We start from the raw sequence: 24,067 nt of genomic DNA, 5'->3' as shown, positions 1-24,067 counted from the left end.
GACCCCATCCGATGAGCAAGCTTGGAATCGCCATTGTCGGCACGGGCATGATCGGCGCCGTGCATCGTCGCGCGGCGCTGCTGGCCGGTGCCGACGTCCGCGGCGTCGCCGCCTCCTCCCCGCAACGCGCACGCGACGTGGCGCAGTCGTGGGATGTGCCGCGCGCCTACCGCGACATCGAGGACGTGGTCGCCGATCCGCAGGTGCAGGTCGTGCACGTGTGCACGCCCAATCACCTGCATCGCGCCATGGCGCAGGCGGCGCTGGACGCCGGCAAGCACGTGATCTGCGAGAAGCCGCTGGCCACGACGTTGCAGGACGCCCAGGCCTTGGCGGCATTGGCCGCCGCGACCGGACTGGTCGCCACGGTGCCCTTCGTCTACCGCTACCACCCGGTGGTCCGCGAGGCGCGCGCACGCATCGCGCAGGGCGAACTGGGGCCGCTGCGCCTGATCCACGGCAGCTACCTGCAGGACTGGCTGCTGGACCCCGCCAGCAACAACTGGCGCGTGGACCCGGCACTGGGCGGCGCATCGCGCGTGTTCGCCGACATCGGCTCGCACTGGTGCGACCTGGTGGAATGGGTTGGCGGCGAACGTTTCGTCGAGGTCAGCGCGGCGTTCGCCACCGTGATCGCCGAGCGCGGCGCCCTCACCGGGCAGAGCTTCACCACGCCGGGGGCGGGCGGCGCGATGCAGGCGGTCTCGAGCGAGGACGTGGCCGCGGCGATGTTCAGGACCGGCGCGGGCTCGCTGGCGTCGTTGACGGTCAGCCAGGTCTCGGCGGGACGCCGCAATCGCCTCTGGTTCGAGATCGATGGCGCCAGGGCTAGCGTGGCGTTCGACCAGGAGGACGCCGAACGGCTGTGGATCGGCCGGCCCGACCAGCGCGAGGAAATCTTCGTGCGCGGACCGGGCGCCGGCAGTGCCGAACAGCGCCGGCTGTCGACGTTGCCGGCCGGGCACGCGCAGGGCTACGGCGATTGTTTCGAGGCGTTCGTCGCCGACACCTATCGCGCCATCGAAGGCGAACGGCCGGAAGGCCTGCCCACCTTCGAAGACGGCGTGCGCTCGGCGCTGATCGTCGATCGCGTCATCACATCGGCCAGGACGCGCGCCTGGACATCCATCGGTTGAATCCCGGGAGGACTTCTTGATGAACACACCTATACGCAGGACCGCGACCCTCGCACTGCTGCTCCTCGTCGCCCTGCCCGCCTTCGCACGCGACGCCGCCGGCCCGCAAGCACCCATCGCGGTGCAGATGTACACGCTGCGCGACGCCGGCTCGCTCGACCAACAGTTGAAGATCGTCCACGACGCGGGCGTGGGCGCGGTGGAAACGGTCGGCACGCAGAACGTCAGCGCGGTGGAACTCAAGCAGCTGCTGGACAGGTATGCGATCAAGGCGATCTCGTCCCACGTGCAACTGGCCGATCTGCGCAAGGACCTGGACGGCGTGGTGGCCTTCAACCGGTCGATCGGCAACACGACGCTGGTGGTGCCTTACCTGGCCGAGAAGGATCGGCCAACCGATGCCGCGGGCTGGACCGCATTGGGCCGGGAACTGGGCCAGATCGCGAAGCGGGCGCGGGCCAAGGGCATGCGCCTGGCCTACCACAACCACGACTTCGAGCTGGTCGACTTCGATGGCAAGACGGGCCTGGAACTGCTGTTCGCCGCGGCCGGCCCCGATCTGCAGACCGAGCTGGACCTGGCCTGGGTCGCGCGCGCGGGCTACGACCCGGCGGCGATGCTGGGCAAATTCAAGGGCCGCATGTTCGCGGTACACGCCAAGGACAACGCGCCGAAAGGCCAGGCCGAGGACGAGGGCGGCTTCGCCGCCGTGGGCCGGGGCGTGCTGGACTGGAACGCGATCCTGCCTGCCGCGGCGGGTGCCGGCGTGCGCTGGTACATCATCGAGCACGACCATCCGCGCGATCCGGCCACGGTCATCCAGACCGGTGCCGACTATCTGCGCGAACACCTGCCCGCCAGCACGCATCGCTAGCACGCAAAGGAGCCTCGCTTGAAAACGATCCTGACAGTGGCCGCGGCTCTACTGGGAGCGACGCTTGCGACCACGGCGTGGTCCAAGGACGACCCTGCGGCCGGCGCGCAGCTCTACGCGACCAACTGCACGGCCTGCCACGGCGCCGATCGCGCGGGCGTCCCGGGCGCGTTCCCCGCGCTCACCGACGTGGACAAGCGGCTGGACTCGGCGCAGATCAAGGAGAAGATCAGCAAGGGCGGCGGGTTGATGCCGCCGTTTCCGCTGCTGTCCCAACAGGACGTGGACAACATCGCCAGCTTCCTGGCCCAGTAGGAAGCCGGCGCCGGCTGCGCGCCGGCGCTACAGTTCGCGCACCCAGATGTTGCGGTAGCTGACCTTGGAATCGTGCTCCTGCAGGGAGATCGGCGCGCACGCATGTGGCGAGTACGACGGCGCGCCGATGTATTCGGTCTTGCCCGACAGCACGGTGTCGTCCTGCACCAGCACGCCGTTCTGCAGGACGGTGATGCGGGCAGGTGACGTGAGCCCGCCCCCCTGCGAGAAGCGGGGCGCCTTCCAGATGATGTCGTAGGCCTGCCACTGGCCCGGCGCACGCGAAGCGTTCACCAGCGGAATGGCCTGCTTGTAGATCGCGCCGGCCTGGCCGTTGGCATAGGTCGGGTTGTTGTAGCTGTCGAGCACCTGCAGCTCGTACAGTTCCTGCAGGAAGATGCCGCTGTTCCCCCGCTGCTGGCCGTCGAAGCCCCGGGTCGCGGTGGGCGTGCGCCACTCGACATGCAGCTGGATGTCGCAGAAGCGCTGCTTGGTCCGGATGCCCTTGCTGCCCGGAACCACGGTCAGCGCGCCGTCGGCGACGCTCCAGGGCACGCGTCCGCCCTGCTCCGACTCCCAGGCCGAGAGATCCTTGCCATCGAACAGCACGATCGCGTCGGAGGGCGCGCGGCCCGGGGGCGTGGCCACGATCGCGGGTACGGGCTTCCACACCTCGGTCTTCGCCGGATCGCGCGACAGGTCGCCGCCGGCCTGCGCGAACGCAGGCGCCGCGGCCAGCAGGCAGGCCGCCGTCAGGAAGGGTCTGGTCATCTTGTCCCCTGGGAAGTGGTGCATGGGCGAATCGTTGCGGTCCATCAGTTGGTCGCCCAGGCGGGCGTACCGGGGGCATAGGCCAGATCGCCGTCGTAGCGACCCGGCACGGCGACGTAGCGCAGCACGTCGGTCGCGGCGACCTTCGAGGTGAAGAAGCTGAAGATGGCCAGCTGCTTGAGCATCGTGAAGTGATGCGGCATCGCGTCCGCCACTTTGGCGGTGCCGGTGTCGGTCATGGCGACGACGTGTTTCCTGGCTTCTGCGTCGAGGGTGCGCAGCAGCTCGGTGCGGGCCTGCGGCGTGAGCGCTACGAATCGGCCGCCGGCGCGTTTGTCGATCTCGACCAGGCCGGCGCGGAACGCCGCCTGCTGCTGGGCGGTGTAGCAATCGGTGACGAATTGCGCCATGAACAGGCCCACGCCGGCGTCCTTCGCCCCCGGCGTTTTGGTCCGCGGCAGGATGGTCTCGGCGATCTCGTCCAGGGTGCCGACATCGGCCGCGGAGAAGGCGTTGTTCGCCCCCTCGGCCGGCGCCTGTGCATGGACGAGCGCGGGCAGGCCGATCATGGCCGCGCCCGTGGCAGCGACGATCATCTTCAGCAGTTCGCGGCGTTCCATCACAGATTCCCCGCTTTCAGCTCGCGCACCGCATGGTCCGCTGCCCGTGCCGTCAGCGCCATGTAGGTCAGCGAGGGATTCACGCAGGCGCTGGAGGTCATGCAGGCGCCGTCGGTCACGTAGACGTTCGGCGCGTCCCAGACCTGGTTGTGCTGGTTCAGCACGGAGTTGCTGCGGTCGCGGCCCATGCGCGCGGTCCCCATTTCGTGGATGCCCTTGCCCGGGGCGTAGTCGTCGTCGTGCATCTGCACGTCCTTGACGCCGGCGGCCTCCAGCATCTCCGCGGCATCGGCGGCCATGTCCTTGCGCATGGCCTTTTCGTTCGCGCGCAGGGACACGTCCATCGCCAGCACCGGCAACCCCCATTTGTCCTTGCGCTGCGGGTCCAGGCGGATCGTATTGTCGTGGTGCGGCAGCATTTCGCCGAATCCGGTCATGCCGATGCGCCAGTCCCCAGGCAGGGTCAGCGCGTCCTTCAGGTCGGCGCCGATGTTCAGCTCGGCGATCTCGCGCGACCACCCGGTGCGGCTGGCGCCGCCCTGGTAGCCGAACCCGCGCAGGTAACCGCGCCTGTCCGCGGCGACGTTGCGGAAACGCGGAATGTAGAAGCCGCAGGGACGCCGGCCGAAGTAGTACTTGTCGTCGTAGCCCTCGACCCGGCCGGCGGCACCGGCGCCGAAATGATGGTCCATCACGTTGTGCCCAAGCTCGCCGGACGAAGAGCCCAGCCCACCTTCCCAGACATCGGTGGCCGAGTTCATCAGCAGCCAGGTCGAGTTGAAGGAGGAGGCGTTGAGGAAGATCACGTTGGCCGTGTACTGGTAGGTCTGTCCGCTCTCGGCATCGATGATCTCCACGCCCCGCGCACGCTTGCGGTCCTTGTCGTAGAGCACTTCCTTGACGATCGAGAACGGCCGCAAGGTCAGGTTGCCCGTCTTCATGGCCGCCGGCAGCGTCGCCGACTGGGTCGAGAAATAGGCGCCGTAGGGACAGCCCAGGATGCACTTGTTGCGATACTGGCAGTTGACGCGGCCCTGCTCGACCTTGGGCTCGGTGATGTTGGCGGTGCGCGAGTGGATCAGGTGCCTGGTCCCGCCAAAGGCCTTCTTGATCCGCGCGGCCACGTCCTTCTCGACGATGTTCAACGGGACCGGCGGCAGGAACTCGCCGTCGGGCAACACGTCCAGGCCCTCGCGCGTGCCGGCGATGCCGGCGAACTTCTCCACGTAGTCGTACCAGGGCGCGATGTCGGCGTAACGGATCGGCCAATCGGTGGCGATGCCGTCCTTGAGGTTCGCCTGAAAATCCAGGTCCGACAGGCGATAGCTCTGCCGTCCCCACAGCAGCGAGCGACCGCCCACGTGATAGCCGCGGTACCAGTCGAATCGCTTGATCTCGGTGTAGGGCGATTCCTTTTCGTTGGCCCACATGCCCTGCAGGTTCTCGACCAGGCCGTAGTCGCGCATCAGCACCGGATAGTCGGCCTTCATCGCCTGGGTCGGTCGGTTGCGGTGCGGGAAATCCCACGCCTCCTTCATCGCGTTGACATAGTCCTTGACGTGCTCGATGTTGCGTCCGCGTTCCAGCATCAGCACCTTGAGGCCTTTCTCGGTCAGCTCCTTCGCCGCCCAACCGCCACTGATTCCCGAGCCGACGACGATGGCGTCGTAGTGATTGTCTGCCATGGGTTCTACTTCACCTTGGTGGATAGCGTTTCAGACGTCGCAGAGGCGGATCGCCTCGCGCAGCGAGCCGACGGGATCCGGCGCCGCAGGCATGAATTCCTGCGCCAGATAGCCGTCGAAACCGGTGTCGCGGATCGCGCGACAGATGGCGGGATAGTGGAGTTCCTGCTGGTCTCCGATCTCGTGCCGGCCAGGCACGCCCGCGGTGTGGTAATGCTTGAAGCACGCGTGATGCTTGCCGATGGTGGCGATGATGTCGCCCTCCATGATCTGCATGTGGTAGATGTCGTACAGCAGGCCGAAATGATCCGAGCCGATCCGCCGGCACAGCTCGACGCCCCAGGCGGAGTGGTCGCACAGGTAGTCGGGATGATCGACCCTGGAGTTCAGCAGCTCCATCACCAGCACGACGCCGCGCTTCTCGGCATGCCCGAGGATGCGCTTGAGTCCCGCTTCGGCGTGGGCCATGCCTTCCTGGGGATCCATGCCGTTGCGATTGCCGGAAAAACAGATGAGGTTGCGATAGCCGGCATCGGCCACCAGATCGATGTGCCGCGTATAGCGCTCGACCAGCTGGTCGTGGAACTGGCTGCCGGCGAAGCCCTTGTCCAGGCCCATCTCCGCGCCGTTGCACATCGCGCTGTACACGCCATTGGCCTTCAGCGTGGGCCAATCCGCCGGGCCGACCAGATCGATCGCGGCAAAACCGATGCTCTTCACCGTCTGGCAAAGCTGGGCGACCGACTGCTGCGGAAAGGTCCAGCGGGCGACGGAATGCTTCAGGTTGCCCTTGAGCGGCGCGGCAGCGGCAGCGGCAAACGCAGGCAGCATGCCCGCAGCGCCCAGGCCAAGGCTCCCGGCGACAGCGACGCGCAGCGCATCTCGCCTCGTGAACCCCGGGGCTGGCGCCGGTCCGATCGAATGGATGGACATCCACTTCCGGCCTCCCAACCGGTATCAAACATTGAGGATTCGCCGCAATGCAATCGATTGCACCATAAAGTAGACAATCGTTTTTTTGCAAGACGCAGTGCACGAAAACCCATGCTGCAAAGCACAACGCCCGTCGCGCCGGTCGCTGCAGGACGACGATGGAATTTCGTGCGGCGCACGGAGGGCACTACCGGAGGTGCAGCGGAAAGGGGCTGGCCTCCCGTGCACCATGGCCCGCTACGCAGGCGAGGCATGGCGAGAAACCGGCGAAACCGTGATTCCTGCTTGAGGTTGTGGCAGTGGACTGCCTGGATGGCGGCTGGGGGCCGGTTCGACGATGCGTTCCAGGGCCTGTTCGCCACACTGGCTACCTGCATTCACGCCACTTGACCCGTTCCGGCCGGGCTGTGCCCGCCCGTGAGCGACAGCATGGATTCGGCACGAAAGACCGCGCTAGGTCGTTGCTCGAGGCGGCCGCTCACGAAGCCACGCCGGCGATCAATCCGGTCCCGCGAAGGCAAGAACAGCGAGGCACCCGCCGCTTGCGCGCACGCTTCGGCCCCAATTCTCCAAATCGTGAGAAGAACTATGCCTATGACCACCCAATCGGTCGATAACGTCAGGCTTCGACGCCGTCGTTGGAGTACGGGACCAACTCGCGCCGGAGGTTCGCTGCGCCTCTCAGGCGATCAAGCATCGTGGCATGCAAGCCAGTGTCAACGAGACCACTGGATCGAGGTCTTCCGTGCTGGCTTGCCCGATCGCGACAAGGTCGAGACGGGCTTTGTGACTGACAGCGCCGGCGGCCGCAGCGAACAGATCGATATCGTCATCTTCGATCGACATTTCACGCCTATATCGCTCGACCGACAGCGGCATCGCTCCGTCCCCGCCACAACGGTGTACGCCGTATTCGAATCCGAGCCGCACTTCGACAAGAACTGCTTCGCGTCTGCGGGCCAGCAGCATCGAGAAAAAGAAAAGCCCCGCAAAACGGGGCTCTTCCTGGACCTATTTCTAATGACTATGTGTCTTAGAACGGGATATCGTCGTCCGCGAAATCGTCCATCGGCGCGGACTGCTGCGGTGCCGGCTGCTGGCGGCGCGGCGCGTAGTCCTGCCCGCCGCCGCCCTGGCTCGGGCGCTCCTGGCGCGGCGGTGCCGAACGCTGCGGGCGATCGCCGCCCATGCCGGCACCACCACCGCCGCCGCCTTCGCGACCGCCCAGCATCTGCATCTCGTCGGCGACGATGTCGGTGGAGTACTTCTCCACGCCGTCCTGGCCGGTGTACTTGTCGTAGCGGATCGAGCCTTCGACGTAGACCGAGCTGCCCTTGCGCAGGTACTCGCCGGCGATCTCGCCGAGCTTGCCGAAGAACACCACGCGGTGCCATTCGGTGCGCTCCTGCTGGTTGCCGTCCTTGTCCTTGCGCACGCTGGTGGTGGCCAGGCTGATCCGGGTGATCGCCATGCCGGCCTGGGTGTACTTGGTGTCGGGGTCGTTGCCGAGGTTGCCGACGAGGATGACTTTATTGATGCCGCGGGCCATGGAATTCTTCCGTTCGGGGTGGTGAACCCGCTCGGGCGCGGGCATGTCGGATAGGGTTGCCCGTTCGGGAACGGGCGAGGACAGTGAATTATACCGGGCTGGCGGCGGATATCAGCCCGACCCCGGTTCAGGCGTAAGACTTGCCCGCACCGGGGGGCCTATAATCCCTGCATTCCCCCTAGTCCGACCGCATGAGCCTCGCCGAAGACCTCCGCCCCGCCCTGGGGCTGCCTCAGATCCAGGCGCTGGCCGCGCCCGACATGAGCGCCGCCGATGCCCTGATCCGCCGCCGTCTGGCTTCGGACGTGGTGCTGATCAACCAGATCGCCGAGCACATCGTCTCCGCCGGCGGCAAGCGCCTGCGGCCGATGCTGGTGATGCTGGCCGGGCGCGCCTGCGGCGACGGCGGGCCGATGCACCACCAGTTGGCGGTGATCGTCGAGTTCATCCACACCTCGACCCTGCTGCACGACGACGTGGTCGACGAATCGGACCTGCGCCGCGGCCGCAGCACCGCCAATGCGCTGTGGGGCAATGCACCCAGCGTGCTGGTCGGCGATTTCCTGTACTCGCGCAGCTTCCAGCTGATGGTCGAACTGGACAGCATGGCGGTGATGCGGCTGCTCGCCGACACCACCAACCGCATCGCCGAGGGCGAGGTGCTGCAGCTGTTGCACGTGCACAACCCGGATACCGACGAGGCCGCCTACCTGCGCGTGATCGAGCGCAAGACCGCGGTGCTGTTCGCCGCCGGCACCCGGCTCGGGGCGATGGCCTCGGGCGCGTCCGAAGAGGTGCAGCAGCGCCTGTACGACTACGGCATGCACCTGGGCTATGCGTTCCAGATCGCCGACGACGTGCTCGACTACACCGCCGATGCCGCCGACCTGGGCAAGAACCTGGGCGACGACCTGGCCGAAGGCAAGGCCACCCTGCCGCTGATCCACGCGATGGCGCACGCCGACGACGCCACCCGCCAGCGCCTGCGCCATATCGTCGAACAAGGCGATGCCGACGCGATGCCGGAAGTGCTGGCGGCGATCCAGGCCAGCGGCGGGCTCGAGTACAGCCGGCGCCGCGCCGCCGAATACGCCGCCGCCGCCGAACGCGCGCTGGACGGCCTGCCGGAAAGCGAGGCGGTGGCCGCGCTGCGCGGGTTGGCGCGTTACGCGGTCGAACGCAGGCATTGATCCGGCGCGCTGCGCGCGCCGGACGGGATTGGGGATTGGGGATTGGGGATTGGGGATTCGCAGAAGCGGCGATGCGGCTTCTGCGAATCCCCATGGTTCTGAAACGCGTGCTCCGCAGTCGAACTTAAGCGCTGATCCGACGCGCGCGCGTGCCCTGACAGGGTTGGGATTCGTAAAGCGCAGACCTGCCGCTTTTGCGAATCCCGAATCCCTATTCCCTAATCCCATCGCTCATCAAAGAAATCGTGCAGCATGCGATAGGCACGCTTGGCCGCGCGCGGATTGTATTGGCAGCCCGGCGGGCTGTTGGCATCGGCCTCGGCGAAGCAATGCACCGCGCCGCTGAAGTTGACGAACTGCCAGTCGGCGCCGGCGCCGTTCATTTCCTGCTCGAAGGCGGCGATGTCGTCGCGGCTCACGCTCTTGTCGTCGGCGCCGTTGAGCACCAGCAGCGGCGTCTTGGCGCTGCCTGCGGCGGCCGGCGACGGCGTGCTCAGGCCGCCGTGCAGGCTGACCACGCCCGCCAGCGGCGCACCGGCGCGGACCAGTTCCAGCACCGTGGTGCCGCCGAAGCAGAAGCCGACCGCGCCGATCCGTGCAGCGTCCAGCGGCGCCTTGCCGGCTTGCGCCTTCAGCACCTCGACCGCCTTCAATGCACGCGCGCGCAACGTCGCCGGATCCTTCTTCAGCGCCCCGGCGAACTGTCCGGCCTCGGCGTCGTTGGCCGGACGCTTGCCCTTGCCGTAGACGTCGGCCAGCAGCACCACGTAGTCGTCGCCGGCGAGCTGCTTGGCCTTTTCGATCGCCGACGCGTTGACCCCGCGCCAGTTCGGCACCATCACCAGGCCCGGGCGCTTGTCGTTGTCTTCATCGTCGTAGACCAGCACGCCGCTGAAGCTGTCCTTGCCGACCTTCCATTCCACCGGCTTGGCCTGCATCGCGGCCAGCGCCGGCAACGGCAGCGCCAAGGCCAGGCCCAGCAGGCCGATCCACCGCATCGAACGAGTGCGCATCGCGTCTCTCCCATCGGAACCAGCCGGCAGTCTAAGCGCAGCGGCGGTCATGCGGCGTGCGCGCCAGCTCAATGCGCGAAGCCCCCAGATCAGGCGATGCCCAGCCCAGGGATCGCGCTGATCGCCTCCGGATCGAACCCGGCCAGTTCGGCGAAATGGCGGCCGCGCGCGACGTAGTCGCGGTAGGCGCCGAAGCTGGGGGCGCCCGGCGACAGCAGCACCACGCCGCCGCCCTCGCCCAGCGCTTCGCGCGCCAACGCCACGGCGGCCGGCAGGTCCGCGGCCGCGTGCAGGCCGAAACCGCCGGTCGCGGCCAACGGCGCCAGCAGCGCGTGGATGCGCGGACCGTTGCCGCCCATGGTGACGATCTCCAGCGGCGCGCCGTGGCGCATCGCCTCTGCGAACGCCTGCCAGTCCAGGCCGCGATCGTGGCCGCCGACCAACAGCGCGATGCGGCGCCCGCGAAAGCACTCCAGCGCCGCCAGCGTGGCGTGCGGCGTGGTGCTGATCGAATCGTTGACGTAGGCGACGCCGTCGCGCTCGCCCAAGGTCTGCAGCCGGTTCGGCAACGGCCGGAACTCCGCCGCGGCCGGCGCCAGCGCCGCCGCGTCCAGGCCCAGCGCCTCGATCGCCGCCAGCACCGCGCACAGGTTGCCGCGGTTGTGCCGGCCCGGCAGCGGGGCCCGCGCGCTGTCGAACACCGCCACTTCGCCGCGATGCACGACATCGCCGCGCATGTGCCAGCCGTCTTCGCGATTGAACCAGCGCACCTCGCTGTCGGGCAGCGCCAGCGCCGCCAGCTGCGGATCGGCGGCGTTGAGCAGCGCGATGCGCGGCCGCGCCTGGGTCACCAGCGCCAGCTTGTCCTCGACGTAACGCGCCTGGCTGCCATGCCAGTCCAGATGTTCCGGGAACAGGTTCAGCACCAGCGCCAACTGCGGCCGCGCACCGCTGCGCGCCACGTCGCCGGTCTGGTAGCTGGACAGTTCGATCGCCCAGTAGTCGGGCGGCTGCGGCGGCGCCAGCACTTCCAGCAGCGGCAGGCCGATGTTGCCGACCAGGCCGGTGCGATGGCCGCCGGCGCGCAGCAGGTGCGCCAGCAATGCGGTGCTGGTGCTCTTGCCCTTGGTGCCGGTGATGCAGACGCTGCCCGGCACCACGCCGTCGGCGTCCGCACGTTCGGCGAACCACAGCGCGGTACCGCCGATGAAGCGCGTGCCTTGCGCGGCGGCGGCCTGCGCCTCGGGCCGATACGGGCTGATCCCGGGCGACTTGATGATCACGTCGAACGCAGCCAGCCGCTCGGCACTGACCTCGGTTTCCACCTGCAGCGCGGGATCCCCGAGCGCCGACAGCGAAGCCGCTTCGTCAGCCGAACAGAACACCGTCAGCGGCAGCGCCGCCGCCGATTCCCCATTCCCCATTCCCCATTCCCTGCCGCGCACCGCGGCATACGCCGCCCGGCCCTCGCGGCCCCAGCCCCACAGCGCGACGCGCAGACCGTCAAGCTGCGAAATTCGCACGCACGCGTTCCCACAGCTCGGCCGGAATGCGGTGCTGCGTGTCCAGCGCCAGCAGCGGCTCCACGCGCAGGTCGCCGGCGTCCAGCTGCGGCTGGATCTCGCGGATGAACCGCGCCACCAGCGCGTCCTCCTTCCATTCCGCGCGCGCCGCCAGGGTGGCCATCGCCGCGCGCGATTCGCGGCCCTCGCCGACGCATTCGAACGGCTTGTGGTCCTGGAATTCCAGCAGCGCATCGAAACCCGGCGCCTGCGCCGCATCGTCGAGCAGGTTGCGGCCGAAGATCCGCACCAGCCGCGTCTTCGGCATGAACGGGGCCAACGCCAGGAACACGAAATGGCACTTCGGGCATACCCCGCACCAGCGGTGCGCCGGACGCTCGCCGAGGATGTGGAAGTTGCGGTTGCAGCTGGAGAAATGCGCGTCGTAGTGGTCGGTCTTGGCGAACTGCCGCGCCACCGCCAGTTCCGACAGCGGGCGCAGCAGCGAGTAGTAGCGCAGATCCGCGGCCACGTAGCGCTGCACGTGCGCGCCGAACGCCTGCTCGAACGCCCAGCCCTTCGACCACTGGTGGTTGACCTCGCCGGTGCCGGCGATCTGGCTGCCGTAGCTGGCCGAGTGCTCGTTGGAAAACACCACCTGGCCCGCGTCCTGCAGCAGCGCGGCGAATACCAGGATCGCCGAGTTCACCGCGGTCACCGGGATATGCCCGTTCCACGCGCCCTGCCGGTTCAGTTCGAACAGCTCCGGCGCCAGCGCGCGGCCGATGTTCAAGGTCGGCAGCGCGGTGCGCTCGGCGCAGGCGCGGATCAGCTGCGAGCCGCCGATCCAGGCCACGGTCTGCTCCACGCCGGCCGCGCGCAACGCCTCGATGCTGACCAGCGAATCCTTGCCGCCGCCGATCGCGACCAGCGCATGCCCGCGCAGACCCAGTGCCGGAGCCCCCTGCTCGTCTGCCGCCGTCGCCGGAAAGCGGATCCGCTCGCGCAGATCCAGCCCGTTGCGATAGGCGAACTCGCCCAGGCCGTGCAGATACACGCTGTCCAGCAGCGCCGCGGTCTCGGCATCGATCGCGTAGTCGTCGATTTCGATCCGCGGCGGCACCGCGGCCTTGTAGTAGCTGACCCCGGCGATCAGGTGCAGCAGGCGCAGCGCGTGCTGCACGGCCTGCGCGCGCGCCGCGTCCAGCACGAACGGCGCGCCGGGCACGGTGATCGTCTCCACCAGCTCCGGGCCCTGGTCGAAGGCATAGACCAGGCGCGCGACGCCGCTGTCGGCGTCGAACGCGCAGCGCACGAAGCGGAAGGTGGTGATCTGCTGTTTGTCGAAAGCGGTCATGGCGTATCCGGAATCGGGCTGAGCGGCATTCGCGCCGAAGCACGGCATGCCGCTCGCGCTGCGCGCGGCGGCGCAAGAAAGCGGGTCTCAGACGGCAGGCGCATCGATCACGTCCTCCCGCGGCAGCTCGCGTTGGTTGTAGGTGCTGGCCATCGCGTAGCCGTAGGCGCCGGCATCGGCGATCAGCATCACGTCGTCGGCCGCGGTGGCGGCAGGCAGGCGGCGGCGCTTGCCGAACACGTCGCTGGATTCGCAGATCGGGCCGACCACGTCGAACACCGCATCGGCCTCGCGCTCGAGCCGGCTCAGGTTGGCCACGTCGTGCCAGGCGTCGTACAACGCCGGGCGCACCAGCGCGTTCATGCCCGCATCCATGCCGACGCGGCGGATGCCGTCCTTCTCGATCACCTGGGTGGCGCGGGTCAGCAGCACGCCGCATTCGGCGACCAGGTAGCGGCCCGGCTCGACCGCCAGGCGGAACGCCGGGTGCACCGCCTTGACCTCGGCCAGGCCCTGCGCCCAGGCATCGAGATCGAACGGCTCGTCGTCGGCGCTGTACGCGATCGGCAGGCCGCCGCCGATGTCGATGACCTCCACGCTGCCGATGCGGCGCGCGAAGCCAGCCAGTTCGTCGCACATGCGCCGCCAGTGCTGCGCCGTCTCCACGCCGCTGCCCAGGTGCGCGTGCACGCCGACGATGCGGATGTCCAGCGTGCGCGCGACCTCGACGAATTCGTCCACCCGCGTCGCCGACAGGCCGAACTTGGACGCCTTGCCGCCGGTGTTGACCTTCTCGTGGTGGCCGTCGCCGTGGCCCAGGTCGATGCGCAGCCACAGGCTGCGGCCGCGGAACAGTTCCGGCCAGCGCTGCAGCAGCTCGACGTTGTCCACGGTGACGGTCACGCCCAGCGCGAACGCGGCTTCGTACTCGGCCTTGGGCGCGAAGCTGGGGGTGAACAGCACCCGCCGCGGCGACAGCTCCGGCAAGGTGTCGAACACCCGGCGCAGTTCGCCGTGCGACACGCATTCCAGGCCGAAATCCTCGGCGACCAGCGCCTCGAGAATCGCCGGATGCGAATTGGCCTTGATCGCGTAGTAGCGCTGGTCGATCGGCGCGATCGCCTTGAGCGCGCGGGCGCGCTCGCGCAGCGTCGGCAGATGGTAGACATAGCGCGGCGTGCCGGCGTCGGCCAGGCGCAGCAGGTGCTCGCGCTCGGCATGCCACCACGGCGTCGGCCGCGCGCGCACGCTGCCGGTGATCTCGCGCCAGCGCGGACCGAACACCTCGGTCTCCTCCACCGGCATCGCGCCGCTGTCGATCAGCTCGGCGTGCAGGATCGGCAACAGGCCGTCGGCATCGGCCTCGTCGATGACGAAGGTCAGGTTCAGGTCGTTGGACGACTGCGAGATCATGTGCACGCGCTCCTTGCCGAACGTGGCCCACACGTCCGAGAGCTTGTGCAGCAGCGAGCGCATGCCGCGTCCGACCAGGGTGATCGCCGCGCACGGCACGATGATCTTGACCCGGCAGATCTCCGCCAGGTCGGCCGACAGCGCCGCCAGCACGTCGGTGTTGACCAGGTTCTCGCTCGGATCCAGCGACACGGTGACGTTGGTCTCGGCCGAACCGATCAGGTCCACCGACAGCCCATGCTTGGCGAAGCGCGCGAACACGTCGGCCAGGAAGCCGACCTGCTGCCACATGCCGATGCCTTCCATCGACACCAGCACGATGCCGTTGCGGCGGCTGATCGCCTTGACCCCGGGCACGGTGCGCGCATTGCCGTCGATGCTGGTGCCGGGCAGCTCGGGGCGCTCGGTGTCCAGGATCGCCATCGGCACGCCGCCGTCGCGGCACGGCTTGATCGAGCGCGGGTGCAGCACCTTGGCGCCGGTGGTGGCGATTTCCTGCGCCTCGTAATAGTCCAGCCGGGTCAGCAGGCGCGCATCGGGCACTTCGCGCGGATTGGCGCTGAACATACCCGGCACGTCGGTCCAGATCTCCACCCGGCTGGCGCCGAGCAGCGCGCCGAAGTAGGCCGCCGAGGTGTCCGAGCCGCCGCGGCCGAGGATCGCGGTACCGCCGTCCTGGTGCCGCGAAATGAAGCCCTGGGTGATCAGCATCCGCGCCGGCTGGGCGACGAAACGTTCGCGCCAGGCCGTGTCGGACTGCCACTGGCACGACACCGACAGCCGCTTGGACCACTCGCTCTGGTTCGGCTGCGGCGGCAGCGCGTCCAGCCACTGGCGCGCGTCCATCCAGCCGAAATCCAGGCCGCTGGCGCGCAGGTAGGCCGCGCCCAGTGTCGAGGACAGCAACTCGCCCTGGCCCAGCACCTCGGCCTGCCAGTCCAGCGTGCGGCTCGCCGCGCGCGGGTCGTCGAGCAATCCGCGCAGCGCCGCCAGGCGCTCGCCGAGCACGCTGTCCGCATCCAGTTCCAGTTCGCCCAGGAACTCGCGGTGGCGCTGCTCCAGCGCGGCCACGCGCTGCGCGCTGTCGGCGCTGCCGTCGGCGATCGCGGTCAACTCGTTGGTCACCCCCGACAGCGCCGACACCACCACCAGCACCCGCGCCCCGGTCTCGTCGGCGCGTTTTTTCGCCAGCTTCCCGATCGTGTCCCAGCGATGACGACGCGACACCGAGGTGCCGCCGAACTTGAGGACGATCCAACGATCGACGTGGGGGGAAGAGGACATTTCGTTGTGGGGTCTGGTGGAGGGAAAGAGGCCCGGAACGCCGGGCGGAACCTGCGATTCTATGCCAAGCGCAGCGCTCCTGGCGCTTGCCGGCCAAGCCCGCGATGCGCCGGCCCTGCATCGGGCGCGCGCCGCGGTTGCTAAGCTGCGCGCCCCCGCCTTCGAGTGCCTGCCATGACCACGCGCCGTTTCCTGCAACTGGATGTGTTCTCCCCGCGCCCCGGCGCCGGCAATCCGCTGGCGGTGGTGCTGGATGCGCAAGGCCTGGACGCGGCGGCGATGCAGGCGATCGCGCGCTGGACGCGGCTGCCGGAGACCACCTTCGTGTTTCCGGCCACGCAGCCAGGCGCCAGCTACGGCATCCGCATGTTCAGTCCGCAGAAGGAAGTGCCGTTCGCCGGCCACCCCAGCGTCGGCACCGCGCATGCGGTGCTGGAGGCAGGCATCGCCGTGCCCAAGGACGGCGTGCTGGTCCAGGAAGGCATCGCCGGGCTGCTGCCGTTGCGCGTGGATGCGGACGGTGGCGAGCGCAGCATCGCCATCCGCACCCCGCGCGCGCAGGTCGCGGAGATCGCCGACGCCGCCGATCCGCGCCTGGCCGCGGCGCTGGCCGGCTGGAGGCTGGGCGCGCAACCGCCGGTGCGCATGGACGGCGGCCGCTGCTGGTGGCTGGTCGAAATCGCCGACGAGGCCGCGTTGCGCGGCCTGGCGCCGGACTGGGAAGCGATCGCCGCGCTGGCCGAAAGCACCGCCAGCATGGGTGTGTTCGCCTATGCGCGGGCCGACGACCAGGCGTATCAGCTGGCAGTGCGTGCGTTCGTCGGCAATGGCCGCCGGTTCGAGGATGCCGCATCCGGCGCCGCCAACGCCGTACTCGCCGCGTGGCTGGACCACCGCGACGCCCTGCCCGGCCGCGACGGCCGCTACGTGGTCAGCCAGGGCCGCGAGGTCGGCCACGATGCCTTGCTGACCCTGAGCGTGGACAGCGCCGGCGAGGTCTGGTCGGGCGGCCAGGTACAGACGGTGATCGACGGGCGCATCGACTGGCGCTGAGCGGCAGATCGATAACGCTTGCCTGCAACGGCAGGAGTGGGCGGCAGGGCCGCCTGACGAATCGTCGTCGACCGCCAGCGCCACGGCGCTGGCGGCCGATGCCCCATGGACGCCTCAGCGAGGCGTCCGCATCGTTCAGTCAGGCAACACGTCCACGCGCACCCGAATGCGGTCGCCCGGACGCTCCGCGCTGCGCGTGTGGTAGTAGCGGCCGCCGTATTCGTAGGTCACGTCGTAGCCGTCCACCCGGTCGTAGCTCTCGCTGCGATAGGCCACCGGTTCGCACACGCTGACCGAGCCGGTCTGCACGGTGGTGCGGGTATTGCTGTCGTAGATCGAGCGCCCGGCCAGGCCGCCGACCATGGTGCCGACCGCGGTGCCGACGAAGCGCCCGCTGCCGCCGCCGACGCGGCTGCCCAGCAGCGCACCGGCGATGCCGCCAACCACCGTGGCCGCGCTGCGCCCGCCGTCGGTGCCGCGGTAGCCGTCGCTGTAGTAGCCATTGCCGCGGTAGCCGTTTTCGACATATTCGCCGGAAGCCGGGCGCTCGTAGCAGCGCTCGGTGGTCTCGCGCGGGCCGCGCACCGGCACGATGATCGGGTCGGCACGGACCACACGGGCGTATTCGTAGCTGCCGCTGCTCGGATAGCCGCGATCGCGATAGCCATCGTAGCGGCCGTAGTCCTGCGCAGTGGCGGAGCCGACCACGCCCACGGCGAGCGCGGCGGTCAGAAGACGGGTCGAGAGCTTGTTCATGTCGAAGATTCCAGGCGCGTGGATCGCGCACCTGCATGCTCGGTCCGCGCCGGTGAAACGAGACTGAATTGGGCCCGGTGGACGGCGACTGTTTAGCGCCGCGACAGCTGTTGCCGCAACGGGGCCTTGCGCGTATCGCAACTGGAACCGTTCCCATGCAACGGCAAACGGCCAGGCCGCGCGAGCCGTAGCCGGCGTGGCCTGACCGTCGTTTCGGGAAAAGGCCTGGCGGCACGCGCCAGGCCCAACACTCAGCCCAGTTCGGCTTCCAGGCTGATCGGCACGGCGCTCAGCGCCTTGGACACCGGGCAGTTCTGCTTGGCGTCGTCGGCCAACGCACGGAACTGCGCCGCCTCGATGTTCGGGACCACGGCCTTGACCTTGAGCCGGATCTGCGACAACTGCGGACCGCCTTCCATCGACAGATCGACCTCGGCGCGCGTGTCCAGCGAGGTCGGCGGGAAGCCCGCCTCGCTGAGCTTGGCCGACAGCGCCATGGTGAAGCAGCCAGCATGCGCGGCGGCGATCAGCTCTTCCGGGTTGGTGCCCTTCTCGTCGCCGAAGCGGCTGCTGAAGGCGTAGCGGGTGTTCTCCAGCAGACCGCTCTGCGGCGTGCTCAGCTGGCCCTTGCCGTTCTTGAGATCGCCTTCCCAATGCGCGGTGGCGTGACGCGAAATGCCCATGCGGTACTCCCGTGGTGAATGAGGCAGGCACGATAGAGCAGCGGGCGTTACGGCCTTGTGCGCCGCAATACCCGCCGTGGGCGGTGCGCGCGTCCGGGCACCGCTGGCGGCGTTGTTTGGCCAACCGCAGCGATGCTCCGCAAGCGATGGCGGTTGCTCGCACACAGACGACGCCGGCCGCCCAGCCCGGCGAACTCGTCGACGGACGACGGCGCGGCCAGCTCGTCAGGTTGCACGCCTCCTGCGCAGCAACGGCCAGCTCGCCGCGCAACCCGGCGCCTCCACGCACGGCAGCGACCGCGCCGCCTCCGGAGCGTGCGCGCCAGCCGCGCACATCGGAAGCAGACGGCGACGCGGCGAGTGAGATCGCTGTCCGCCGGACCGGTCCGGGCAGCCGTCTGCGCACTGGATTCCAGCATTGCCAATGGCCGCGGCGAGGCGGCGCGATGCCGGTCGCGGCTCGGCATGAACGCTGCGCCTAGCGGCAGCGCGCTGCCGTTTTCCCGGTCCAAATCCGCCCTTGCGGCGAAAAAAAACGCGGCACGGGGCTTTTTCCGCGTCTTTTTGCGGTTTGCCTATTGGCGCGGCGTAGCACATGCCCTACATTTCGCCATGCCGACGGGGTCGGCGCGACCCAACCACCTATCGTTTACGGAATCAGGACATCATGGCAAAGACCGCGAAAAAGGCTGCCCCGAAAAAGGCAGCGAAGAAAGTAGCCACCAAGACCGCCGCCAAGCCGGCCGCTCCCAAGCCGATCAAGGAAGCGCTGAGCAAGTCCGCGCTGGTCGCCCACATCGTCGAAGCCAGCGGCGTCGTCGCCAAGGACGTGCGCGCGGTGATGGCCTCGCTCGAGCACGCCGTGGCCGGCTCGGTCAGCAAGAAGGGCGCCGGTTCGTTCACCCTGCCGGGCCTGCTCAAGATCACCGCCGTCAGCGTGCCGGCCAAGCCGAAGCGCAAGGGCATCAACCCGTTCACCAAGGAAGAGCAGTGGTTCGCCGCCAAGCCGGCCACCACCAAGCTGAAGGTGCGCCCGCTGAAGAAGCTCAAGGACGCCGCGCTCTGAGCAGCGTCGCCTGATCCAGGCAAGCACACCGGACGAGACGGCCTGCGCCGTCTCGTTTTTTTTGCGCGCTCGCCGCCGCCCGCAGCGGGATTGACAGCCCGCTAAGGCGACGCCGGCTATACCGGTGCTTCAATTCGAAAGGAACGCGTGCATGAAGCTACAGGGCTTTCTCGACCAACTGCTGCAATCGGCGCAGGGCGCCGCCGGCCAGGCCATGGCCAAGACCGGCACGTCCGCCTCGGCGGGATCGCCCGCCAGGAGCGGCGGCCTCGGCGGCATGCTCAACGCCGACTTCGGCAAGGGCGCCCTGAGCGGCGGCGCGCTCGGCCTGCTGCTGGGCAAGAACCGCACCACGCGCAAGCTGGCGACCTATGGCGGCCTTGCCGCGATCGGGGTGATGGCCTACCGCGCCTACGGCGACTACAAGCGCCAGCAACTCGGTGCCGCCGCGCCGGAAGAACCGCAGACCCTGGACCGGTTGCCGCCGCTGGAAGTGGAACAGCACAGCCAGGCGATCCTGCGCGCGCTGGTCGCCGCGGCCAAGGCCGACGGCCATATCGACACCCGCGAACGCGAACTGATCGAAGGCGAGTTCACCCGCCTCGACGGCGACGAGGACGTGCAGCGCTGGCTGCACGCGGAACTGGAGAAGCCGCTGGACCCGGCCGAAGTGGCGAAAGCCGCGACGACGCCGGAAATCGCCTCGGAGATGTACCTGGCCAGCCTGCTCGCCGCCGACGAACAGAACTTTATGGAACGCAGCTACCTGGACGAACTGGCGCGCCAGCTCGGCATCGACGACGCGCTGAAGCAGCAGTTGCAGAAGCAGGCCGGCACGCAGGCTGGCTGAGGCGATGCCGGCAGCGGCGCCCTCGCCTGCGCGGACGCTGCGCCGTTGGCTGCTGCGCTCGACCGCACTGGCCTGCACGGCGCTCGCGCTGGCCTGGGCCTGGCAGCAGCCGTGGGCGCTGCGTGCGCGGGCCGGTTGGGAACTGGCGCGGCAGCCGCCACCGACCGCGCTGCGCATGCCGGTGCAAGGCGTGGACCCGCGCCGCGTGGCCGCCACCTTCGGCGCGCCGCGCGGTCGCGATCGCCAGCACGCCGGCGTGGACATCTTCGCCAAGCGCGGCACGCCGGTGCTGTCGGCCACGCGTGGCATCGTGGTCGCGGTCGCCGAGCGCGGCCTCGGCGGCCGCCAGGTGTGGGTGATGGGTCCGGCCCGGCAACGCCATTACTACGCGCATCTGCAGGACTGGGCGCCGGACCTGCAGGTCGGCGACCTGGTCGAGGCTGGCGATCCGCTCGGCACGGTCGGCGACAGCGGCAACGCGCGCGGCACGCCGCCGCATCTGCACTACGGCGTCTATGCCGAGGGCGGTACCCACGATCCGCTGCCGCTGCTGCGTGCGGCGCGCTGAACGGTCGCAAAGAGGCGTGCCATCGCGCCCAAGGCATCTAAACCGAGTCTGGCTGGCTGTTCTGCGAGGGAAATGGCAACGCGCCTCTGACGGCCGGATCCACGCCGCGTAGCGCCGATCGGCGGCCATGGCCCAACCCGCACGGCCGCCGCCTGCGGCACGACCGGCGCCCGATGCTTGATGACGCGCCCTGGAACAGAGCGTCGCGGCCATCCCTCTCGTGATAGCGGCGGACGGCGCCTATCTTGGGTCGACCGACCCGCCGTGCGCACGCCCATGACCGCCTCCCAACGCTACCGCATCACCGTCACGCCGATCGAGGCCGACGGGCTGCAATGCCAAGGCCGCTGCACCATCGAATTCGAGGCCCGCTGCCGGCAGGACTGGATGCGCCTGCTCGAAGCCGCGCAGCGTCATCCCGGCCTGCACGGCGACGAGCGCGCCGCGCTGACCGTCGGCACGCAACTGCTGCGCGGACTCAGCGAGCGCAGCGACAGCGAGGCGCAGGCCTTGCTGGCACCGCTGCGTCCGGCGCTGGATGCGATCCTGGCGCGGCTGGCGCCGACCGCCGCGTGACCAGCCGGCGCACGCGTTTCCGCAGGCCTGACCGCTCCACCCCCCTCTTCCGCTAATCGCGCATTCACCGGCTGCGGTTATGTTGAACCCCTGATTCCGCCAAGGCACCACATCCCATGAAGCTCCGCCTGCTGACCTTGCGCGCCGCCGCGCTGCTGACCCTCGTTGCCGCGACCCAGCTGCAGGCCGAGCCGATGATCCAGGGCAGACAGGTCAGCGTCGGCGCTGCCGATGTGCAGCAGTATCTGGACGGCAGCTTCCCGCAGACGCACAAGGCGCTCGGCGGGCTGGTGAAGATGACCATCCGCGATCCCAAGCTGTCGCTGCCGCCGGGCGACCGGCTGAAGATGCAGTTCGACCTGAGCATGGCCACCGGCGGCGGCGCGCCGACCCCGCTGGGCACGGTGCTGCTGACCAGCGGGCTGCGCTACGAACAGCAGACCCAGGGCTTCCACCTGCAGTCGCCGACCATCGATGATCTCCGCCCGGCCGCCAACGGCGGCAAGCTCGACGCCAATACCCGCGAGTTGCTCAATGTCTGGCTGGGCGACTACGCGCGCAAGGAACCGATCTACAAGCTGGATCCGGCGCTGGGCGCGGTGATGGGCAACGTGCAGATCGAATCGGCGGCGGTGGAGAACGGCAAGCTGGTGGTGCACTTCAACCAGGACATCGGCAAGCTGGTACCGGCCGGCGCACTGTCGGGGCAGTGAGGCTGCGCTGCGGCGGGTGAGGCGGTGACGCTGCGCGCCGCGGATCAGGGCGAGGGAGAAACCGCGTATTGGCTTCGGTGCTAGTCGCGCGCGACGTCTTGTTCGGTGCTAGTCGCGCGCGACGTCTTGGACGCGACGATTGGCAGGGAGCTCTGCAGGAACCTAACCGGTTGGACAACGTCGGGCGTCTGATGCCGTCTGTCGCGGCTGAAGCCGCTCCTACAGTGCAGCTGGTGGGCCACTGCTTTTCTGTAGGAGCGGCTTCAGCCGCGACACTGCTCTCGGCCCGAACGCGATCCGGCTGTTGCATTCCCGGCCGGGACTGAAGCCCTCCTACAGAAAGCGGCGGCCCACAGGCCGCCGTTTCTGGTTGCGCAGGCCGGGCGCCAAACTCAGCCCAGCGCCTTGGCCACCGCCGCGGCGAACGCGGGAATGTCGTCCGGCTTGCGGCTGGTGATCAGGTTGCCGTCCACCACCACTTCCGCATCCTGCCAGCGCCCGCCGGCATTGCTCAGGTCGGTCTTCACCGACGGCCACGAGGTCACCTGCTTGTCGCGCACCAGACCGCTTTCGGCCAGCAGCCAGGGGCCGTGGCAGATCGCCGCGACCGGCTTGCCGGCGCCGGCGAAGGACTGTATGAAGCGGATCGCGGTGGCTTCGGTGCGCAGGTTGTCCGGATTGATCACTCCGCCCGGCAGCACCAGCGCGTCGTAGTCGCCGGCATCGGCCTGCGCCAGGCGCTTGTCGACCGGCACGCTGTCGCCCCAGTCCTTCTTGTTCCAGCCGCGGATGCTGGAGGCGTCGCCGGGCGCGATCACATCGACCTGCGCGCCCCACGATTCCAGCAGCCGCTTGGGCTCCTGCAACTCGGACTGTTCGAAGCCGTCGGTGGCCAGGACCGCGACGCGCTTGCCGGACAGGGAAGATGCTGTGCTCATGGGAAACTCCTCTACAGGGGGAGCGTCACCGTAGGAGCGCCGCGGTTGCCGCGTCGTGAGCCGCGCGTCTAGGCCACGTGCAGGTGCGCACTCAGCGCTTGGGCTGCAGCATGGTCCCGGTGCAGTTCTTGGATCCGCAGCGGCACTCCCAGATCTTCTTCAGCCGCGGCGTATGCCGTTCGCCCAGGGTGATGCCGTAGTTGTAGGTCAATTCCTCGCCCGGCTTGATGGCGCGCAACGTCTCGATCACCACCTTGTCCTGGCGCCGGTCGTCGCCTTCGGCCTCGATGATCACCGCCTCGCAGTTGGGCGCGCAGCTGTGGTTGATCCAGCGCGCGTCGTTGCCTTCGTAATTGGCGTCGATCACGTAGTCGTCGCTGAGGGTGAACAGGAAGGTGTGCCCGGTCTCGACATCGCCGGCCTCGTCGCGGTCCACTTCGGCATGGGTGCGGCGGCGGCCCTTGTACTCGATGACCCGCTCGCCTTTCTTGAGCGGCAGCACGGCGAACACGCCATTGCCATGGATGCGGGACTTGCGGGCGGCGATCTTGCGGGGCATGCGGCGGTCCGGAACGGGAAAGCGCTGATTCTGGCGCACATCGGCGGCGATCCCAAGCCCTTCCGATCGCGCCAGGCAGCAGCACCGGGGCTGTAGGCGGCAGCGATCGCAGCGATCGCGAAAAACATGAACGGGCGGCTTGGACGCCGGCGCCGCGAAAGCGTACAATTTCGGTCCGCATTGAATTCCGGCCGTTGCCCCATGCTCCGCGTCACCAAGTTGACCGATTACGCCACCGTCGTGCTGACCGTGCTCGCCGCGCGTCCCGGCGAGGTGCTGAGCGCGACCGAACTGGCCGAGCAGTCCGGGCTGGAGCCGCCCACCGTCAGCAAGCTGCTCAAGCCGCTGGCCCAGGCCGGGCTGGTCGAGGGCCTGCGCGGCGTGCACGGCGGCTACCGGCTGGCGCGCCCGGCCGACGCCATCACCCTGATCCAGATCGTCGAGGCGATGGAAGGCCCGCTGGCGATCACCGAATGCAGCCACCAGGAAAGCCAGTGCAGCATCGCGCAGAAATGCGGCGTGCGTTCCAACTGGCGGTTGATCAACGACGTGGTCGCCGATGCGCTGCGCGGCGTGACCCTGGCGCAGATGCTGCACCCGCTTCCCTCTTCCGGCGAAACCAGACGGCGTCCGATCGCCGTGCGTTTCGCGACCACCTGACTG

Annotated in this window: 24 protein-coding genes and 1 pseudogene; 12 read left to right on the top strand and 13 right to left on the bottom strand. The window is 68.8% G+C overall.

All coding sequences use genetic code 11. The features are described from left to right. Nucleotides 1-11: 11 nt before the first annotated feature. The 3 genes from JR064_RS06730 to JR064_RS06720 are packed head-to-tail and all read left to right on the top strand — an operon-like array spanning nt 12 to nt 2,325. Nucleotides 12-1,136: a Gfo/Idh/MocA family protein gene (locus JR064_RS06730; RefSeq protein WP_206229200.1), complete on the top strand. Its 1,125-nt coding sequence runs from the start codon at nt 12-14 to the stop codon at nt 1,134-1,136. Nucleotides 1,137-1,155: 19 nt separating this feature from the next. Then, entirely contained in the window at nt 1,156-2,010 is an 855-nt protein-coding gene (locus JR064_RS06725) for a sugar phosphate isomerase/epimerase family protein (RefSeq protein ID WP_191825710.1), read from the top strand. 18 nt (nt 2,011-2,028) lie between these two features. Then, nucleotides 2,029-2,325 carry a c-type cytochrome gene (locus tag JR064_RS06720; protein WP_206229199.1) on the top strand — a complete coding sequence of 99 codons (297 nt, stop codon included), beginning with the start codon at nt 2,029-2,031 and terminating at the stop codon, nt 2,323-2,325. 27 nt (nt 2,326-2,352) lie between these two features. Here the strand turns inward: JR064_RS06720 and JR064_RS06715 are convergent, their stop codons facing one another. Genes JR064_RS06715 through JR064_RS06700 form a run of 4 tightly spaced genes read right to left on the bottom strand, consistent with a single transcriptional unit; the run spans nt 2,353 to nt 6,334 of the window. Continuing rightward, entirely contained in the window at nt 2,353-3,096 is a 744-nt protein-coding gene (locus tag JR064_RS06715; protein WP_206229198.1) for a 3-keto-disaccharide hydrolase, read from the bottom strand. A 44-nt stretch (nt 3,097-3,140) separates the two neighbouring features. Beyond that, entirely contained in the window at nt 3,141-3,716 is a 576-nt protein-coding gene (locus JR064_RS06710; protein ID WP_179566130.1) for a gluconate 2-dehydrogenase subunit 3 family protein, read from the bottom strand. Beyond that, complete coding sequence (locus JR064_RS06705) at nt 3,716-5,401, bottom strand: GMC oxidoreductase (RefSeq protein WP_191825712.1); 1,686 nt, start codon at nt 5,399-5,401, stop codon at nt 3,716-3,718. The genes JR064_RS06710 and JR064_RS06705 overlap by 1 nt, the downstream gene beginning before the upstream one ends. A gap of 30 nt (nt 5,402-5,431) precedes the next feature. Then, a complete protein-coding gene (locus JR064_RS06700; RefSeq protein ID WP_206229197.1) occupies nt 5,432-6,334 on the bottom strand; it encodes a hydroxypyruvate isomerase family protein in 903 nt (300 codons plus the stop codon). A 429-nt stretch (nt 6,335-6,763) separates the two neighbouring features. Between JR064_RS06700 and JR064_RS23360 the strand changes: the two are divergent. Further along, nucleotides 6,764-7,228 (top strand): annotated as a pseudogene (locus JR064_RS23360) (DUF6602 domain-containing protein); the annotation flags it as partial. Nucleotides 7,229-7,367: 139 nt separating this feature from the next. On the opposite strand, the gene JR064_RS06690 reads toward JR064_RS23360, so the two are convergent. Continuing rightward, complete coding sequence (locus JR064_RS06690) at nt 7,368-7,883, bottom strand: single-stranded DNA-binding protein (RefSeq protein WP_179566137.1); 516 nt, start codon at nt 7,881-7,883, stop codon at nt 7,368-7,370. A gap of 191 nt (nt 7,884-8,074) precedes the next feature. Between JR064_RS06690 and JR064_RS06685 the strand changes: the two genes are divergently transcribed. Next, nucleotides 8,075-9,073 (top strand): polyprenyl synthetase family protein, encoded by a 999-nt coding sequence (locus tag JR064_RS06685; protein WP_206229195.1) that lies wholly within the window; start codon nt 8,075-8,077, stop codon nt 9,071-9,073. Between the two features lie 218 nt (nt 9,074-9,291). Here the strand turns inward: JR064_RS06685 and JR064_RS06680 are convergent, their stop codons facing one another. The 4 genes from JR064_RS06680 to JR064_RS06665 form a co-directional block, all read right to left on the bottom strand. Further along, nucleotides 9,292-10,086 carry a dienelactone hydrolase family protein gene (locus tag JR064_RS06680; protein ID WP_179566141.1) on the bottom strand — a complete coding sequence of 265 codons (795 nt, stop codon included), beginning with the start codon at nt 10,084-10,086 and terminating at the stop codon, nt 9,292-9,294. Nucleotides 10,087-10,175: 89 nt separating this feature from the next. Then, nucleotides 10,176-11,609 carry a UDP-N-acetylmuramoyl-L-alanine--D-glutamate ligase gene (gene murD / locus JR064_RS06675; RefSeq protein WP_206229194.1) on the bottom strand — a complete coding sequence of 478 codons (1,434 nt, stop codon included), beginning with the start codon at nt 11,607-11,609 and terminating at the stop codon, nt 10,176-10,178. Next, entirely contained in the window at nt 11,590-12,945 is a 1,356-nt protein-coding gene (gene murL / locus JR064_RS06670) for a UDP-N-acetyl-alpha-D-muramoyl-L-alanyl-L-glutamate epimerase (RefSeq protein ID WP_179566145.1), read from the bottom strand. The genes murD and murL overlap by 20 nt, the downstream gene beginning before the upstream one ends. Nucleotides 12,946-13,032: 87 nt before the next feature. Continuing rightward, the gene (locus JR064_RS06665) at nt 13,033-15,642 is read right to left on the bottom strand and encodes a bifunctional aspartate kinase/diaminopimelate decarboxylase (RefSeq protein WP_206229193.1); all 2,610 of its coding nucleotides are present in this window, start codon (nt 15,640-15,642) and stop codon (nt 13,033-13,035) included. A 174-nt stretch (nt 15,643-15,816) separates the two neighbouring features. Between JR064_RS06665 and JR064_RS06660 the strand changes: the two genes are divergently transcribed. Further along, on the top strand, nt 15,817-16,695 hold the full coding sequence (locus JR064_RS06660; RefSeq protein WP_206229192.1) for a PhzF family phenazine biosynthesis protein: 879 nt from the start codon (nt 15,817-15,819) through the stop codon (nt 16,693-16,695). 135 nt (nt 16,696-16,830) lie between these two features. Here JR064_RS06660 and JR064_RS06655 read toward each other — a convergent pair whose 3' ends face one another. Continuing rightward, nucleotides 16,831-17,451, bottom strand: a complete 621-nt coding sequence (locus JR064_RS06655; RefSeq protein WP_179566151.1) for a glycine zipper 2TM domain-containing protein — start codon at nt 17,449-17,451, stop codon at nt 16,831-16,833. A gap of 251 nt (nt 17,452-17,702) precedes the next feature. Then, nucleotides 17,703-18,134: an OsmC family protein gene (locus tag JR064_RS06650; RefSeq protein WP_179566153.1), complete on the bottom strand. Its 432-nt coding sequence runs from the start codon at nt 18,132-18,134 to the stop codon at nt 17,703-17,705. 667 nt (nt 18,135-18,801) lie between these two features. Here JR064_RS06650 and JR064_RS06645 point away from each other — a divergent pair. From JR064_RS06645 to JR064_RS06625, 5 genes are all read left to right on the top strand, one after another. Then, on the top strand, nt 18,802-19,200 hold the full coding sequence (locus tag JR064_RS06645) for an HU family DNA-binding protein (RefSeq protein WP_145708001.1): 399 nt from the start codon (nt 18,802-18,804) through the stop codon (nt 19,198-19,200). 151 nt (nt 19,201-19,351) lie between these two features. Beyond that, the gene (locus tag JR064_RS06640; RefSeq protein ID WP_206229191.1) at nt 19,352-20,050 is read left to right on the top strand and encodes a tellurite resistance TerB family protein; all 699 of its coding nucleotides are present in this window, start codon (nt 19,352-19,354) and stop codon (nt 20,048-20,050) included. 4 nt (nt 20,051-20,054) lie between these two features. Next, entirely contained in the window at nt 20,055-20,618 is a 564-nt protein-coding gene (locus JR064_RS06635) for a M23 family metallopeptidase (protein WP_206229190.1), read from the top strand. A 276-nt stretch (nt 20,619-20,894) separates the two neighbouring features. Then, nucleotides 20,895-21,194 (top strand): DUF3861 family protein, encoded by a 300-nt coding sequence (locus tag JR064_RS06630; protein ID WP_179566158.1) that lies wholly within the window; start codon nt 20,895-20,897, stop codon nt 21,192-21,194. Between the two features lie 116 nt (nt 21,195-21,310). Beyond that, complete coding sequence (locus JR064_RS06625) at nt 21,311-21,907, top strand: DUF1439 domain-containing protein (protein ID WP_206229189.1); 597 nt, start codon at nt 21,311-21,313, stop codon at nt 21,905-21,907. Between the two features lie 392 nt (nt 21,908-22,299). Here the strand turns inward: JR064_RS06625 and JR064_RS06620 are convergent, their stop codons facing one another. Further along, nucleotides 22,300-22,845, bottom strand: coding sequence for a type 1 glutamine amidotransferase domain-containing protein (locus tag JR064_RS06620; protein WP_206229188.1), 546 nt, complete (start codon nt 22,843-22,845; stop codon nt 22,300-22,302). Between the two features lie 91 nt (nt 22,846-22,936). Then, complete coding sequence (locus JR064_RS06615; protein WP_179566169.1) at nt 22,937-23,404, bottom strand: SET domain-containing protein; 468 nt, start codon at nt 23,402-23,404, stop codon at nt 22,937-22,939. Nucleotides 23,405-23,605: 201 nt separating this feature from the next. Between JR064_RS06615 and JR064_RS06610 the strand changes: the two genes are divergently transcribed. Further along, nucleotides 23,606-24,064 (top strand): SUF system Fe-S cluster assembly regulator, encoded by a 459-nt coding sequence (locus JR064_RS06610; protein WP_179566171.1) that lies wholly within the window; start codon nt 23,606-23,608, stop codon nt 24,062-24,064. Nucleotides 24,065-24,067: the final 3 nt, after the last annotated feature.

This window comes from Xanthomonas bonasiae (assembly GCF_017163705.1).
Taxonomy (GTDB): Bacteria; Pseudomonadota; Gammaproteobacteria; order Xanthomonadales; family Xanthomonadaceae; genus Xanthomonas_A; species Xanthomonas_A bonasiae.
The sequence above is the reverse complement of the archived record's forward strand: the minus strand, read 5'-3'. Positions and strand labels throughout refer to the sequence as shown.

Bases quoted from the DNA above. Each gene is read 5' to 3' on its own strand.
- JR064_RS06630 (WP_179566158.1), top strand. From the start codon at position 20,895: ATGACCGCCTCCCAACGCTACCGCATCACCGTCACGCCGATCGAGGCC.
- JR064_RS06685 (WP_206229195.1), top strand. From the start codon at position 8,075: ATGAGCCTCGCCGAAGACCTCCGCCCCGCCCTGGGGCTGCCTCAGATC.
- JR064_RS06710 (WP_179566130.1), bottom strand. From the start codon at position 3,716: ATGGAACGCCGCGAACTGCTGAAGATGATCGTCGCTGCCACGGGCGCG.
- JR064_RS06620 (WP_206229188.1), bottom strand. From the start codon at position 22,845: ATGAGCACAGCATCTTCCCTGTCCGGCAAGCGCGTCGCGGTCCTGGCC.
- JR064_RS06660 (WP_206229192.1), top strand. From the start codon at position 15,817: ATGACCACGCGCCGTTTCCTGCAACTGGATGTGTTCTCCCCGCGCCCC.
- JR064_RS06730 (WP_206229200.1), top strand. From the start codon at position 12: ATGAGCAAGCTTGGAATCGCCATTGTCGGCACGGGCATGATCGGCGCC.
- JR064_RS06700 (WP_206229197.1), bottom strand. From the start codon at position 6,334: ATGTCCATCCATTCGATCGGACCGGCGCCAGCCCCGGGGTTCACGAGG.
- JR064_RS06645 (WP_145708001.1), top strand. From the start codon at position 18,802: ATGGCAAAGACCGCGAAAAAGGCTGCCCCGAAAAAGGCAGCGAAGAAA.
- JR064_RS06635 (WP_206229190.1), top strand. From the start codon at position 20,055: ATGCCGGCAGCGGCGCCCTCGCCTGCGCGGACGCTGCGCCGTTGGCTG.
- JR064_RS06655 (WP_179566151.1), bottom strand. From the start codon at position 17,451: ATGAACAAGCTCTCGACCCGTCTTCTGACCGCCGCGCTCGCCGTGGGC.
- JR064_RS06715 (WP_206229198.1), bottom strand. From the start codon at position 3,096: ATGACCAGACCCTTCCTGACGGCGGCCTGCCTGCTGGCCGCGGCGCCT.
- JR064_RS06610 (WP_179566171.1), top strand. From the start codon at position 23,606: ATGCTCCGCGTCACCAAGTTGACCGATTACGCCACCGTCGTGCTGACC.
- murL (WP_179566145.1), bottom strand. From the start codon at position 12,945: ATGACCGCTTTCGACAAACAGCAGATCACCACCTTCCGCTTCGTGCGC.
- JR064_RS06690 (WP_179566137.1), bottom strand. From the start codon at position 7,883: ATGGCCCGCGGCATCAATAAAGTCATCCTCGTCGGCAACCTCGGCAAC.
- JR064_RS06615 (WP_179566169.1), bottom strand. From the start codon at position 23,404: ATGCCCCGCAAGATCGCCGCCCGCAAGTCCCGCATCCATGGCAATGGC.
- JR064_RS06650 (WP_179566153.1), bottom strand. From the start codon at position 18,134: ATGGGCATTTCGCGTCACGCCACCGCGCATTGGGAAGGCGATCTCAAG.
- JR064_RS06625 (WP_206229189.1), top strand. From the start codon at position 21,311: ATGAAGCTCCGCCTGCTGACCTTGCGCGCCGCCGCGCTGCTGACCCTC.
- JR064_RS06705 (WP_191825712.1), bottom strand. From the start codon at position 5,401: ATGGCAGACAATCACTACGACGCCATCGTCGTCGGCTCGGGAATCAGT.
- JR064_RS06680 (WP_179566141.1), bottom strand. From the start codon at position 10,086: ATGCGCACTCGTTCGATGCGGTGGATCGGCCTGCTGGGCCTGGCCTTG.
- JR064_RS06665 (WP_206229193.1), bottom strand. From the start codon at position 15,642: ATGTCCTCTTCCCCCCACGTCGATCGTTGGATCGTCCTCAAGTTCGGC.
- JR064_RS06640 (WP_206229191.1), top strand. From the start codon at position 19,352: ATGAAGCTACAGGGCTTTCTCGACCAACTGCTGCAATCGGCGCAGGGC.
- JR064_RS06725 (WP_191825710.1), top strand. From the start codon at position 1,156: ATGAACACACCTATACGCAGGACCGCGACCCTCGCACTGCTGCTCCTC.